Raw genomic sequence first — 13797 nt, forward strand, 5'->3', positions numbered from 1 at the left:
CAAGCATATTGAAACAAACAGTAATCACATATTCTCTCCGCGCCATTGTGCTTTGTGCTTTCATTTTTTGTAGTGCTCAAAAAGGGTTTGCTCAAAATAATAGCTCTAATGTGGTTCAACTTTCTGGCCTTGTAATGAATGCCGATAGTACTGAAACTGTTTTTGGAGTTCATATTTTCGCCCTTAAAACTGGCCGAGGAACAGTGTCAGACTATAGAGGCTGGTTCAGTAAGGCATTCTATGCTGGTGACACCTTGATTTTCACCTCCATTGGTTTTAAAGACCGTAAAATAGTTGTTCCCGATACTGTAGGGGATCAACACACTATAATTGTAGCATTAGAAGAAGAAGTTACGCAGCTGGCCGATGTAGAGGTGAGCCGCTTTCCTAGTGAAGAACTCTTCAAAGAGGCATTTTTGGCCATGAACTTGAATGAAGAACAAGAAAGTGTTCTTAATGCATTTGCCCCTGAGGCAGTTAAACAAATGGTGCTCAACATGCCTATGGGAGCTAGTCCCGATGCCAATTATCGCTACATGATGAATCAGCAATATAACCAGATGCAATACAGATCAGGGCCAACATCAAACCCCCTTTTGAATCCTTTTGCTTGGGCTAAATTTATTAACTCCTTGAAAAAGAAGAAGTAGTTTTCTAATTCCTACTCAGTTTTAAACTTACAAATCGGTCTGTACCCAACCAACGGTTTTCCTTATTGGTATACCATGCCCTGTGCATCGGAATTCGCATCCCATTCTGAATTTCTAAACCTTCAATAAGAATGTATTCCCCATCATTTTCGGCTTCATTATGAAAGAAGCGATATCCAGTTAAAGCATAAGTGTCTGGGTTGAAATAGAAATACCAAGTGTCGGAACCCACACTTCTATCATAGGTTACTTTCATGGCTAAAACAGGCTCTCCATCAAAAGTAGTATTTTGAACTAATGGGTCAATGTTGGTTCCCTGGTCCGTTAATTTCATTGGTAAGCCATACAAATAGCTATAGTAGTTTCTCCATCTTCTGGCCCTGTCAGGGCTTAGCTGGAGTGTGTCAACTCTTACAGAATCGGTAATTATTCTGTAATCCATAAATGACTCGGTAGAATCTCTTCCATCCACTTTCCAAGTAAATAAGTGGCTATCTTTTACGAAAGACAATTCGAAAGCTCCTTTTTGATTGTCAATAATTACATGGGAGGGGCGAACCGAACCGTCAGGCATTTCCTGATCAAGCACTAAGTCCATCTTAATTCTTTGCCATTGCCCACTCGGGTCATGAAAAGCAATACTTCGATTTAGAAGTTCTTTGCCTGAGATTTGTTCTTCTTGAGCATTTAATACCGAAGAAGAAAGAAGTAGTGAAAGGAGAATAGATGTAATATGACGGGCCATGATGTTAAATGATGTTGAATTTAGAAGGTTCTACACGTAAATGTAAGAGATGTTCTTATTTTTGCAACTTGACTCAACGGTAGCGACAGCATGCACATTCCAATTTGGGATCCTTTATTTTTAGAACCAATTTTAGCCATTGGTTTACTCACACTTGGATTTAGTGTCTATCACTTCGTTTCAATTTCCCCTAAAGTCAAGCAGAAATTTGCCAATAAATATGGCGAAATAAGTGGTAACACAAAGGCTCAGTGGTATTTTCGCTATTTAGGCGCCATGACCATCGGGGTGATTCCAGCCATTTTAATGATGTTAATTTTGGGTAAAAGCCCAGTTGACTATGGTGTAACTTTTAAGAATCACGCAACGTCTCTGTATTGGATTTTGGGTTTGGCTGCGGTGATTATCCCAATGAATTTTTTCAATTCGAAGAAGGAAAAAAACTTAGCCTTCTACCCTAATGTAAGAGAAAAGGAGTGGACAAAAGCGATGGTGGCAAAAAACGCATTCACTTGGGTGTCCTATTTATTTGGTTACGAGTTGATGTTCAGAGGTCTGTTGCTTTTTGCTACAGTTCCGTTGCTGGGCGAATGGCCCGCCATTGTATTAAATGCAGCTTTATACGCATTAGTACACGTGCCGAAAAACTTAGAAGAAACCATTGGGGCAGTTCCATTGGGCGTGTTACTCTGCCTCATTACTTTAACTACAGGAACAATTTGGGTGGCTTTTTTCGTTCATATCACTTTAGCGTTGTCCAACTTTTTCTTTTCCCTAAGGCATCACCCTGACATGAAAGTTATTTAATGAACAAAAAGATATTCATTACCGGAAGCACAGGCTTTATTGGTCAAAAACTAATACATGCTTTGGCCAATCAAGGACATAGTGTAACGGCTCTAGTTCGCTCTAAAGCCAAGGCTGAAACTCTAGTTCATCCCAATATTGAAACTGTAGAAGGAGATTTATTTCATACCGATGCCCTAGAAAGGGGCATGGAAAACTGCGATGAGGTCTATCATTTGGCCGCCTTTGCCAGTGTTTGGGCAAAAGACGACACCTTTAAAAAGGTAAATATTGACGGCACTACTAATATTTTAGATGCCGCGAAAAAACAAGGCGTTTCCAAAGTAGTGGTCACTTCTACCGCAGGAGTAATTGGCCCAGCCATTGACGGTCCAGTGAATGAAAATACGCCAAGACAGGTTGATTTTTTTACCGATTACGAAAGCACAAAGCATGAATCGGAAGAGCAAATGCGTCAGCGTGCTGCCAATGGGCAACATATTGTGATCGTAAACCCTACTCGTGTTTATGGCCCAGGCCCTCTCAACGTAAGTAATTCTGTCACCAAATTGGTAAAGCAATACATTGATGGGAAGTGGAAGTTTATGCCTGGAGATGGGCTTAGCACTGGTAACTATGTGTATGTCGAAGATGTGATTCGCGGACATATATTAGCCATGGAGCATGGAAGATCGGGTGAGCGTTATTTGCTTGGAGGAGAAGACGCTACTTACCACGAACTCTTTGATATGATCGCTGAAATTGGCGGTAAAAAATACAAACTCTATAAAATGCCCTTGGGAGTTATGCTTACCTTCGGTAAAGTTCAGTTATTTTTAGCTGAAAATTTTGGAAAGCAACCCATGATCACACCAGGCTGGGTAAGAAAATACCTTTATAAATGGAGCGTTTCAAGCGATAAAGCTCAAAAGGAACTAGGCTACCAAATTACTCCACTAATGAGTGGAATTCAGCAAACGGTAGATTGGTTAAGAACAGACAACAGATGACAAACGCAAAAAAATTCGCATTGGTAACAGGCTCTAGTAATGGCATTGGTCGTGCGATTGCTGAAAACTGTGCCGCAAGGGGCTTTAACGTGCTCTTGGTGGCGCTCCCTGAACCTAAGCTAGAAGAAGTAGTCAATGCCCTTACTATTAAGTACCCAAATCAAGAGTTCCATTTTTTAGGTGTAAACCTAATGGACGCGGGCGCACCTCAAGAGGTTTTTGAATGGTGCCGGAAAAATAACTTTGTGGTAGACATTTTAGCAAACAATGCTGGATTGGGCAATTCTGGAGATTTTCTCTCAAAAAAAGCGGAATTCTATTTTGGTCAAATGCAATTGAATATGGTGGCCATGGTCATGCTTACCCATCACTTTTTACCCGAAATGCAAAAGCTTGATAAGGCCTATATTTTGAATGTAGCCAGTATGGCTTCTTATTATGATATCCCATTCAAAGGAATTTATGCAGCCAGTAAGAAGTTTGTAAGTTCATTTTCACACTCGCTTCGCTACGAACTAAAAGATTCCAACGTTTTTGTTTCTATACTTTGTCCTGCGGCAGTGCTTACTAATCCTGATGTGATTAAGCGCGATGCAAACATGGGTTTCGCTTCAAAAATAACAAGGCAAACAGCAGAGCAAGTAGCTGAATATGCTTTGAGTCGAATGTTCAATAGAAAACCCGTCTCTATTCCAGGCATATTCCCTAAATTTTATAGAGCACTCGGTAGGGTTATCCCGCACAGAATGCAATTACGAATGTTGGCCAATGCCTTTATTAAGCAGTCAAGAGAGTAAGAGAATTAAGCACAAAAAAGGCAGCTCAATGGCTGCCTTTTTTGTGCTCGCTAAAACGATCAATTAGTTGTCCAGCATGTTTTTTGAGAATTTACGACCGTTAATGTCCGTGTATTTAGAATCGATATCCCAGCGTACATATAAATCGCTGATGTCGAAATCGCCTCTTACTTTGGTGTATTTGATATCCAATGATCTTTCAAAACGAGCTGAAGAAAGGTTAACCCCATCTCTGAACTCTGTGTATTTAAAGATGGCATTTTCATCAAACTGGGTGTTTGAAAAATCCGCCAATCTAGCAAATTCAGCGTATTTAAAGGTAGATTCGTCTTTGAAAGTAGAGCTAGCAAATGAGGCTTCACGCTCAAATTCTGAATACTTGAACATGGCATCACGTTCAAATTTGCAATTCTTGAATATTACATCCTCTTCAAAATCGGCAGTGAAAGTATATTCGGATCTGTCATCGTGAAAGTATGCGACTACATCATTTTCGAAAACTACATTCTCGAAAGTGATTTTGCTTTTGATCAATTCGTTTACGGTGTTGTCTCCGCCATTTTTCCACCAACTTCTTCTGCGGGGTAAATCGGGGGCTTTTTCATCCATATAAGTGAAATCCAGCGTTCCGGAAATCGTTACATTGGAATACTTTATGTCTTCCCCATTTTTAATTGCTTTCATAATATCCGATGCCTTAACAGTAGTTTGTGCTTGAGCATTTAACGAAAATAATGAGACAAAAAGAAAAGTGAAAAAGGTGAGTTTGAGTGTGATTTGTTGTTTTTTCATGTTGTTTTAAGTTTTGACCTTTTAATATAGACTGATAAACCAAGAATAGGTTACAGTGCTTATTGTAGATGACAAAACTGGGTGAAGGGTTGCGTGGGTTAAATACTAATTTCAGATTGCGGAAATATTTAGGTTTGGCGTCAAATCCATATGCATTAATTAAAAATAAAAAAGCCATCCGTTTTTCAACAGATGGCTTCTAATATTTTAGTGCTTTATTACTTAAAGACTTTTCTCTTCAGTATTTAAAATCACAACGCCAGAGGCTTCAAAAGCCAATTCGTTTTTGTCATCAGTAATTGCAGCAATTTCTTCAACGCTTTTACCAGCATCTTCAGCATAGTGCTTTAGCGTAGCCACATCAGTCATAGATCTTTTTACTTTACCTTCAATTATAGCTCTATTACCTTCCATTCCTTCCTTAGGAACAAAGAATGCATAATCTTTAAAAGTAACTCTCATCTCTTCACCAGAAGGAAGCACAAGGTTCATCCAGCATCCTTTCATAGCGCAAGTGGCAGTAATTTCGCCTTCCACTTTTACCATAATAGAATCATTTTCATTCAACTGATTCATCATATCCTCTACAGAGATAATATTCTCATGGTTGATTTTTTCTCCGTAATAACCTACTACGGTGGCCTCATCCCATTGAGCTTGCTCTTTATTGCCAGCGCAAGAAAAAGTGAAAAGAGCGACAAGTATTAGTGTGCTAATTTTTTTCATGTTATAAATATTTGGTGCAAAAATAACGACAGAATAGTTAAAGACAAAGCACTTAAGGCTTTGAGGGAACTAATAGCTCTCTTACATCTACATCTAGGACATCTGCTATCCTATAGAGAATGTGTATACTTGGCTGGGTCTTGTTATTCACATAGTTAGTAGTTACTACATAACTCTTGTCGATTTTATCGGATAGCCACGCCTGTGTACGGCCTTGCTCCCGAAGAACGGCTTTTATTTTATTCATTTGATTGAGGTTTTTAGAATCCAAAGAATCCCATACGCAATTTGCTAACTGTTAACGTTAATTCCTCAATTATTTTATAGAAATCTTACCCAAAACTAGAAACTGGAATTAATATGAGTGGTGAAAATGATGTTTTTTACCCCATCAAGGCAGCCAAGGCATTATTCAACCTTTTTTTTAGGGCAAAAAAAAATGCCTTATTACTGGTCAGCAATATAACTCACTCGCTGTTTGCGGTTTACAATATCAAAAACCAATATAATTTAAAGTTTAGTTAAGAAGTCCTTTAATAGTAAAGCAGGTAAATTTCTTTCATCCCTTTATTGTTGGACACCCCAATCAGCGGTTCCTCATTTGGTAGCTTATATTATACTTGTTAGGTTCGCAGACCTCAAAACGAAGGCAAATAATGTCAAATTGGTATTAAGGTAATTGATCGGAGGTTTGTTATTTTTGCTTTTCATTGATCATTATGTCAAAAGGAATTCAACTATTTATTGGTGTCATTTTGATTTCTCTATTCACTTTAGAGATTCCAACCCGTGCTTTTCGGCTATATGAAAAAGGAGATACTGATAAGGCCATAGAAGTACTTAATAAGTCTCTAGAGAAAGAGAGCTTAAACCCCGCTGGCAATTTTTTGTATTCAATGATTTTTGTGGACAGCCTGTTCAATGAATACAGTATTGATTCTGCCTACCATTTCGTCAATAAAGCTATTTCAAACTTCAAGCAGGTAAAGGACGCTAAAGACCTAGCAAAGCTGAAAGAGATTGGTGTAGATTCCGTGAGCTTAGAGAAGCAGAAGGATAAAATTGACGGATTAAAGTTTAAGGTAATAAAGGCAAAGCATACCATTGAAGACTACGATTGGTTTTTGAAAAAACACAACGATGCAGCCCAAGTCCCACAAGCTATTCAATTGAGAAATCACATTGCCTATGAAAATGCTTTGGCACAGAACACTTGGGAAGGCTATTTGGCTTTCATGACCGAATACCCAAAAGCAGAAGACTTTGAAAAAGCCATGCCTCTCTATGAAAAACTCCTTTTTGAAGAAATGACTGCCGATGGCAAATTGGAAAGTCTGACAGGCTTTTTGGAAGAGTATCCTGAAACTCCTTATCACGAATCGGTAGAAAAAGATATTTATGAAATTGTTACGGCCACTAATTCTATTGAAGACTATACCGGTTTTCTAAAAAAATACCCAAACGAAAAATTAGTCCAAAAAAGCATTCCAAGACTTTATCACCTGTTTAAAGAAGAATATCCAAATCAAGATTTCTTTAAATACTTTAATTTTCAAACGGCTAAAGATTCGATTGAAAAAGTAACTAAACTAGAGGCTGGCTATTGGCTCCCTAAAATTGAAGATGGCAAGATTGACTTTATTAATGCAAAAGCTGAAATAACCCTTAGGGCCAGTTTTGATAAAGTAGATACCGATTGCCTTTGCCTGCCTCAACTCACGGACTTTGTAATTGGAGAAAAGGGCGGGTTGCAACAAATCGTTGCCCGAAACGGAAACGTGATTTATCAAGGTGATTTTGACAAAGCCACAGATGTTGGCTTTGGTTACATCCAAATAGAGAGCGAATCGGGTTTTACGCTGGTTCATAAATCAGGTGAGTTGATTGTTGACCAACCGATGTCGTCCATTGCCATACTCAACTCACATTTTATCAGAACAGAGCACAATGGCTTTTATGGCCTAACGACTATCAATAGAAAGCCCATTCTGGATCATGAGTTTATTGATATCGATACCATTGGGAATTTCATTTGGCTACAGAAGGAAGAGGGAATTGCTTTGGTCAAACCCGAGGTGCTTTTTCCAGCTGCAAATAGGGAGAAAGTTGACCTCAATTTTCAGTATGAAGACGTAGAACTTCTGGATGATGGAAATTTTTGGGTGGTTAAAAATGGGCAAGAAGCCATTTTAGACACCAGTTTGAAAACGAAAATCCCATTCGGGATTTATAAAATCTACCCTAAAATCTACGGTTGGCAGTTAAAGTCTGCCAAAGGAATTCAGCTTTTCCACAACAAGCACCTATCCTTAAAAGACCTGTATTATGAAAAGGTGGTTGAGAATAATCGTTGGTTTGGACTGAAGAAAGACGGTAAATGGACTCTGCTAGATCAGGTGGGGGATTTTCAACCCATGTACAACTATGATTCTCTAGGCCTTTGGGGAGAGAACATGGTCATGTTGAAAAAGGAAGCGCAGACAACGGCCCTATTTGCCAACGGAAAACAAATAGAGATCAAGAAAGGATGGGAGCCAAAGCTGCTGATTCCCCAAAACTACATTAGCACAGGAGTAAAAGCAGAGTTTGACTTTTTAATGCTTACAGGGCCAAAGAAAGCACGAAAAATATACAACAGTTTCGGAAGAGAAATTTTAAGCACCACACTCGAAGATGCAGTGGCCCTGGGCCCTAATTTAATCCGTTTACAGAAAAATAACGCTGCGCTTACTGATAGCACTGGCAACTATGTATTGAACTTTGTTTATGACGGAATAGGCTCCAACACAAATGGTTATGTTAGCATTCTAGACAAAGGTAAAGTAGGCGTAATTAATATTAGCAAGCAGATTAAAATACCGCCTTCCTACAACAAACTTATTGAGCCTTATTCAGACACTGTCATGGTGGCCACTAAAGGCAAGTTAAAAGGCTTTATCTCTACCAAAAATCGTGAATTAAGTGCTTTTGATTATGACGAGATCAAATACTTTACCGACACCGTGGCCTTAGCTAGAATTGAAAACGAATGGTTTTTACATGGTATCCAAGATGAATCTTTACTTTACGAGGGAATTTTGAATTATAAAATACTTGAAGACAATTCTCAAGAGAAAAAATTATTGATTACTACAGAAAAAGGAAAGGGAATTTATAGCAATATCAAGGGTGAGATTATTGAAGCTACCTACGATGAAATAAAAGTACTAGGCGCGACAGATGATCCTATCTACTTTGCAGTGAAGATTGTAAGCGAAGCCAACATTTATGTGGTAATCTATTTCGACAAGAATGGTAATAAACTGTTTACACAGACTTTTAAACAGGATGAATATTTTAAAATAGCTTGCCCTAAAAATTGAAAAACATATACTCATGAAGAAGTTTTCTTATTTAGTTCTCATATTGACTTTACTTTGTTCGGTGCAATTAAGCGCACAAAAGGTCAATGAAAAACCAAAGCTTGTAGTCGGCATTATTGTAGACCAAATGAAGCAAGAATACCTTACCAGATTCTATGATAGCTATGGAGAAGGCGGCTTCAAAAGATTTGTAGAAGAGGGTTTCATGGCTAGAAATGGGCAATATGATTATGCATATACTGTGACTGGGCCTGGTCATGCTTCGGTATATACAGGTACAACTCCTGCCGTTCACGGTATCGTGAACAACAGTTGGTACAGCCGAAGCTTGAAGAGAAGCGTGTATTGTGCTGAAGACACCACTGTCTTGGCCGTGGGTGGATCAGCGAAAAACGGACTAATTTCTCCAATTAACCTCTACTCCACTACCATTACAGACGAACTTAAACTGTACACCCAGAGAAAAGGAAAGGTAATTGCCATGTCGATTAAAGACAGAGGCGCTGCTTTACCTGGAGGTCATTTGTCTGATGGTTCCTATTGGTATGACTCTAGCACTGGTGAATTCATGACTTCTACCTATTACATGAACGATTTGCCTAGCTGGGTAAAGTCGTTCAACGCGGCTAAGAACGTAGACAAATATTTGAACATGACTTGGGATACGTTTCTCCCTATTGAAAAATACACAGCCAGTGGGCCAGATGATTCACCCTACGAATCTGGTTTTAAAGGAAAAGACACTCCTACTTTTCCATATGACTTAAAAACCCTGAGAAAGGACAACGGAAATTTCTCTATGATCTCAAGCACTCCATTTGGAAATAGTATGCTGACCGATTTAGCTCTTTTAGCTTTGGACGCTGAAAATTTAGGACAAGACAATACACCCGACTTCTTAGCTGTCAGCTATTCCAGTACTGATTACGTTGGTCATAATTTCGGTCCGCTATCAAAAGAAGTACAGGATACTTATATAAGGCTGGACCGTGAATTGGCCAGACTTTTTAAAGCACTTGATCAAAAAGTAGGCAAAGGCAATTACACTGTTTTTCTATCTGCTGACCATGCAGTTGCAGAGAATTCAAAACGAATGAAAGACGATGGATTCAAAATCGATAATTTAAGTAGTAGAGTAACAAGAAAAGCAGTTACAGATGCACTGAATGCCAAATATGGTGAGAAAGAATGGATTGAGTCATTCTCGAGTAACATTCATTTGAACCATGATTTGATTGCTGCGGAAGGCGTAGACCTTTATGAGATGCAAACCCTAGTTGCTCAAAAAATGATGGAGCAAGAGGGGGTTTACATGGCCTTAACTGCTCATGATCTGGTGACGAATAACTATACAAAAAGCATAAAGAACTTAATGCAGAACGCCTTTCATACCAAAGAATCAGGTGATGTGCTTATAGTGATGGATCCGGGATGGCAAACAGGTGGCAGTAAAGGTACAAGCCATGGTAACCCTTGGACTTATGATACTCACGTGCCTATTTTGTTCTTCGGCTGGGGAGTTAAGCAAGGAAGCTCGGTTCGCGAAATTCATATTACCGATATTGCTCCAACGATTAGTATGCTATTGAATATGAGGCTTCCAAATGGTACCACAGGCACACCAATTCCTGAAATATTTAAGTAGTAAGGTTAAAGGTTAAATTTAAAAATACCCTTAAAGAGATTCACGCTTTAAGGGTATTTTATTTTTAAGGCATAGAATGAATTATCCCACCTTCTTCTCGATTACCTAGCTCATGCGAGAACATTTTAGATAATACCTTACCTCTCCTAAGTTCACTTTGAAATAGCCTTCTTTTTGTTGGTAATATAGACTCCTACAAAAATAGCCAGCATCCCTATCACTTGCCCTAAGCCTAGATCTTCACCATCCCAAAAACCCCAAACCAAAGCCACAATTGGGATAAGGTATGTTACGGTACTCGTAAACAATGGATTGGTAATTTGCACCAACTTATTAAAAAGAATCAGCGCTATTGCGGTGCCCATAACCCCTAAAAGGGAAATGTAACCAAAGGCCTCTAAAGCACCCTCTTCAGTAGCAAGAGTAACAGAAAAGTCTGTAAAAGTAAGTAGGTAAATACCCGCCAATGGCCCCATAAATAACAAACTCACAGATGTAATCACTAGCGGTTTTAAATCCGCTAAATAATACTTTATTACATTCAGGTTAATACCATAACAGATGGTGGCCAAAACAATGAACAGGGCATAAAAATTAATTCCTCGAAGTCCTCCAACGCTACCAGCCGCTAACAGAACCACGGTACCCACAAAGGCAGTGATTAAGCCAAATGTTTTTCTTTTTGTAATTTCTTGCTTGAAGAAAAGTACGCCCATGATCAAAACAAAAATCGGTGTTAGCGCATTGAGCACACCCGTAACTCCGCTCGGCAATTGGGTTTGTCCAATGGCAAAAAGGAAGGCCGGGATGAAACTTCCAACCAAGCCAATAATGAAAAGTAGCTTAAGGTGCTTAAATGAGAGCTTCCCTACCTTCGGAATTGAAATGGGGATAAGAAACAGACAAGCAGCCAAAATGCGCAAAGCACCAACTTCACCAGCATTAAAAACCGAAAGACCTCTCTTAATAAGAATAAAGGAACTTCCCCAAATCAGGGCAAGAAGGATAAGTAGCGTCCACGCTAAAACGTTTGTATTTTTCATTCAACCAAAGCATAAGCATCTTCGAACACGGCAGAAATCTCATCCAGAATATTAAATAATTCTTCTGGGTTTTCAGATTCAACCAAGCGTGCTCTGTACGGCTTGAAGTTAGGTATTCCCCTGAAATAATTAGTGTAATGCCTTCTCATTTCAAAGATGCCTTGAAGCTCATTTTTCCATTCCAGCGAAAACTGCAAATGCTTTTTGGCAGTGGCCACTCTGGTCTTCATATCTGGAGCCGCTAAATGCTCTCCTGTTTTCATGAAATGTTTGATTTCGTTGAAAATCCAAGGATAGCCAATGGCAGCACGGCCAATCATAATGCCATCCAGCTCATAGCGATTCCTATAGTCCAATGCCTTTTCTGGAGAATCAATATCTCCATTGCCGAAGATCGGAATATGAATATCGGGATGATGTTTAACCTCTGCAATTTTAGTCCAATCGGCTTCGCCCTTATACATCTGCGCACGGGTTCTACCATGGATGGTCAAGGCTTGAATACCTACATCTTGCAACCTTTTGGCTACTTCGAGAATTCTGATGGTGGAATCATCCCAACCCAAACGGGTTTTTACCGTAACTGGCAAGCTTACTTGCTTCACTATTTCGGAAGTCATTTCCTGCATTTTAGGAATGTCTAGCAAAATACCAGCACCAGCCCCTTTGCATGCCACCTTCTTTACTGGGCAACCATAATTGATGTCTATAATTTCGGGCTGTGCCGCTTCGGCAATTGAAGCCGCCTCTCTCATCGACTCAATTTTATCTCCAAAAATCTGAATACCTATAGGGCGTTCATAATCGTAGATGTCGAGTTTCTGCACACTTTTTTCCGCATTCCGAATTAAGCCTTCCGAAGAAATAAACTCTGTATACATCAGGTCTGCCCCGTTTTCTTTGCATACGGCCCTGAAAGGAGGATCGCTTACATCCTCCATCGGTGCTAATAGCAACGGAAATATACCTAATTCTATGTTCCCAATTTTAACCATGCCCATTTCGAAAAATCGCGTAAATTTACGTCATTATGGCGAGAATCGACAATGGGATTAACATTTCCTTGAGAGGGGAAAGAGTAGACGTAATTAAAGAACTCGAAGACGGAGAAATAACCACCGTTACTACTTACAATGAGAGCCCTCAGCGGACTTTCTGGGTAGTATTTGGCCTTTTGTTTGCTGGCTTTTTTGTTGGCCAATTTGCAGCCACAATTGCGATACTAATTTTTGTGCTGGCCAATGGCGGAGGGATGGATGCTTTAGCAGACCCTACAGCCATGTTCGAGCTTATAGGCCAATCGCCACTTCTTATTTCTCAATCGCTTTATACCGTAGTGTTCACTTTTTTAGTGCCTTGGTTTTACATGAAAAACCTAGCACGAAAGCCCATGAATGTTGTTTTTGGTGAATCCAAAACCGAGTCTCTACCTTTAGCTTTGGCCGTTTTTGTTACAATCGCCTTTGTGCTTGTCAATGGTTTCATCATTGAATGGAATGAGAACATACAGCTTCCTGAGTTTATGGCAGGCTTCGAAAGGCTTGCCCGTCAGATGGAGGATTCCATGAAGGAAACCACTGAGATGTTTACCACCTTCGATAGCTTCGGTACATTTCTATTGGCCTTCGTTGTGGTTGCCATTCTCCCTGGAATAGGCGAAGAACTTCTGTTCAGAGGCCTCTTGCAAAACTCATTGCATCGATGGTCAAAAAATGCACATCTCGCCATTTGGGTTTCGGCATTCATATTTTCAGCCATCCACATGCAATTCTATGGCCTTTTCCCACGCATGGTGCTCGGAGCACTATTTGGCTACTTATATCTATGGTCTGGTAATCTTTGGTACCCTATTATTGCCCATATCACCAATAATGGTTTTGCGCTTATTGTAGCTTATATGTATCAGGCTGAAGTAACTGAGATTAACCCTGATGAACCCGATTCGGTACCCGGCTATGCTGGAATAGTTGCACTGATAGTAGTTTCCTTTTTACTGTTCATATTCAGAAATCACTACCTTAAACCAAAATCAATAAGATGAGCAATTGGAACTCAGTTTTTAAAACCAGCATACAACACCAAGCCGAAATAGTCAAAGATGTATTGTTAGATAACAATATTGAAGCAGTGCTTCTCAATCAAAAGGACTCTTCATATCATTTCGGAAGTATGGAAGTAAAAGTGGAACAATCTAATGTGATTAAAGCGCTAAAGATTATTGGAGACTTGGACTTTAGCTAA

14 protein-coding genes are annotated in these 13797 nt (G+C 39.5%); 8 read left to right on the plus strand and 6 right to left on the minus strand.

Annotated features, from left to right (window positions below; all coding sequences use genetic code 11):
• The first annotated feature begins 8 nt into the window (after positions 1–8).
• Positions 9–650: a carboxypeptidase-like regulatory domain-containing protein gene (locus tag AWN68_RS00170; RefSeq protein ID WP_068409843.1), complete on the plus strand. Its 642-nt coding sequence runs from the start codon at positions 9–11 to the stop codon at positions 648–650.
• Positions 651–654: 4 nt separating this feature from the next.
• Here the strand turns inward: AWN68_RS00170 and AWN68_RS00175 are convergent, their stop codons facing one another.
• A complete protein-coding gene (locus AWN68_RS00175; protein WP_068409846.1) occupies positions 655–1395 on the minus strand; it encodes a DUF6503 family protein in 741 nt (246 codons plus the stop codon).
• A 90-nt stretch (positions 1396–1485) separates the two neighbouring features.
• Here AWN68_RS00175 and AWN68_RS00180 point away from each other — a divergent pair, with 90 nt between their 5' ends.
• The 3 genes from AWN68_RS00180 to AWN68_RS00190 are packed head-to-tail and all read left to right on the plus strand — an operon-like array spanning position 1486 to position 3988.
• Positions 1486–2202, plus strand: coding sequence for a CPBP family intramembrane glutamic endopeptidase (locus AWN68_RS00180; RefSeq protein ID WP_068409849.1), 717 nt, complete (start codon positions 1486–1488; stop codon positions 2200–2202).
• Positions 2202–3191 carry an SDR family oxidoreductase gene (locus AWN68_RS00185; protein WP_068409852.1) on the plus strand — a complete coding sequence of 330 codons (990 nt, stop codon included), beginning with the start codon at positions 2202–2204 and terminating at the stop codon, positions 3189–3191. The genes AWN68_RS00180 and AWN68_RS00185 overlap by 1 nt, the downstream gene beginning before the upstream one ends.
• Positions 3188–3988, plus strand: a complete 801-nt coding sequence (locus AWN68_RS00190) for an SDR family NAD(P)-dependent oxidoreductase (RefSeq protein ID WP_068409854.1) — start codon at positions 3188–3190, stop codon at positions 3986–3988. Before AWN68_RS00185 ends, AWN68_RS00190 begins: the two co-directional genes overlap by 4 nt.
• A 63-nt stretch (positions 3989–4051) precedes the next feature.
• On the opposite strand, the gene AWN68_RS00195 is transcribed toward AWN68_RS00190, so the two are convergent.
• The 3 genes from AWN68_RS00195 to AWN68_RS00205 form a co-directional block, all read right to left on the minus strand.
• Positions 4052–4780 carry a pentapeptide repeat-containing protein gene (locus AWN68_RS00195; RefSeq protein WP_068409856.1) on the minus strand — a complete coding sequence of 243 codons (729 nt, stop codon included), beginning with the start codon at positions 4778–4780 and terminating at the stop codon, positions 4052–4054.
• Positions 4781–5002: 222 nt separating this feature from the next.
• Complete coding sequence (locus AWN68_RS00200) at positions 5003–5506, minus strand: DUF4920 domain-containing protein (RefSeq protein WP_068409858.1); 504 nt, start codon at positions 5504–5506, stop codon at positions 5003–5005.
• A 52-nt stretch (positions 5507–5558) separates the two neighbouring features.
• The gene (locus AWN68_RS00205) at positions 5559–5753 is read right to left on the minus strand and encodes a helix-turn-helix domain-containing protein (RefSeq protein ID WP_068409861.1); all 195 of its coding nucleotides are present in this window, start codon (positions 5751–5753) and stop codon (positions 5559–5561) included.
• Between the two features lie 472 nt (positions 5754–6225).
• Here AWN68_RS00205 and AWN68_RS00210 point away from each other — a divergent pair, with 472 nt between their 5' ends.
• The gene (locus tag AWN68_RS00210) at positions 6226–8868 is read left to right on the plus strand and encodes a WG repeat-containing protein (RefSeq protein ID WP_068409864.1); all 2643 of its coding nucleotides are present in this window, start codon (positions 6226–6228) and stop codon (positions 8866–8868) included.
• A 13-nt stretch (positions 8869–8881) separates the two neighbouring features.
• Positions 8882–10513 (plus strand): alkaline phosphatase PafA, encoded by a 1632-nt coding sequence (pafA, locus tag AWN68_RS00215; RefSeq protein ID WP_068409867.1) that lies wholly within the window; start codon positions 8882–8884, stop codon positions 10511–10513.
• Positions 10514–10665: 152 nt separating this feature from the next.
• Here pafA and AWN68_RS00220 read toward each other — a convergent pair whose 3' ends face one another.
• Positions 10666–11556 (minus strand): DMT family transporter, encoded by an 891-nt coding sequence (locus tag AWN68_RS00220; RefSeq protein ID WP_068409869.1) that lies wholly within the window; start codon positions 11554–11556, stop codon positions 10666–10668.
• A complete protein-coding gene (gene dusB, locus AWN68_RS00225) occupies positions 11553–12551 on the minus strand; it encodes a tRNA dihydrouridine synthase DusB (protein WP_068411405.1) in 999 nt (332 codons plus the stop codon). The genes AWN68_RS00220 and dusB overlap by 4 nt, the downstream gene beginning before the upstream one ends.
• 35 nt (positions 12552–12586) lie before the next feature.
• Between dusB and AWN68_RS00230 the strand changes: the two genes are divergently transcribed.
• Together AWN68_RS00230 and AWN68_RS00235 are read left to right on the plus strand one after the other, a co-directional pair.
• A complete protein-coding gene (locus AWN68_RS00230) occupies positions 12587–13597 on the plus strand; it encodes a CPBP family intramembrane glutamic endopeptidase (protein WP_068409872.1) in 1011 nt (336 codons plus the stop codon).
• Positions 13594–13797 (plus strand): putative signal transducing protein, encoded by a 204-nt coding sequence (locus AWN68_RS00235; RefSeq protein WP_068409875.1) that lies wholly within the window; start codon positions 13594–13596, stop codon positions 13795–13797. The genes AWN68_RS00230 and AWN68_RS00235 overlap by 4 nt, the downstream gene beginning before the upstream one ends.

Origin of the sequence: Roseivirga echinicomitans, from assembly GCF_001592935.1 — a bacterium.
Classification (GTDB): Bacteria; Bacteroidota; Bacteroidia; order Cytophagales; family Cyclobacteriaceae; genus Roseivirga; species Roseivirga echinicomitans.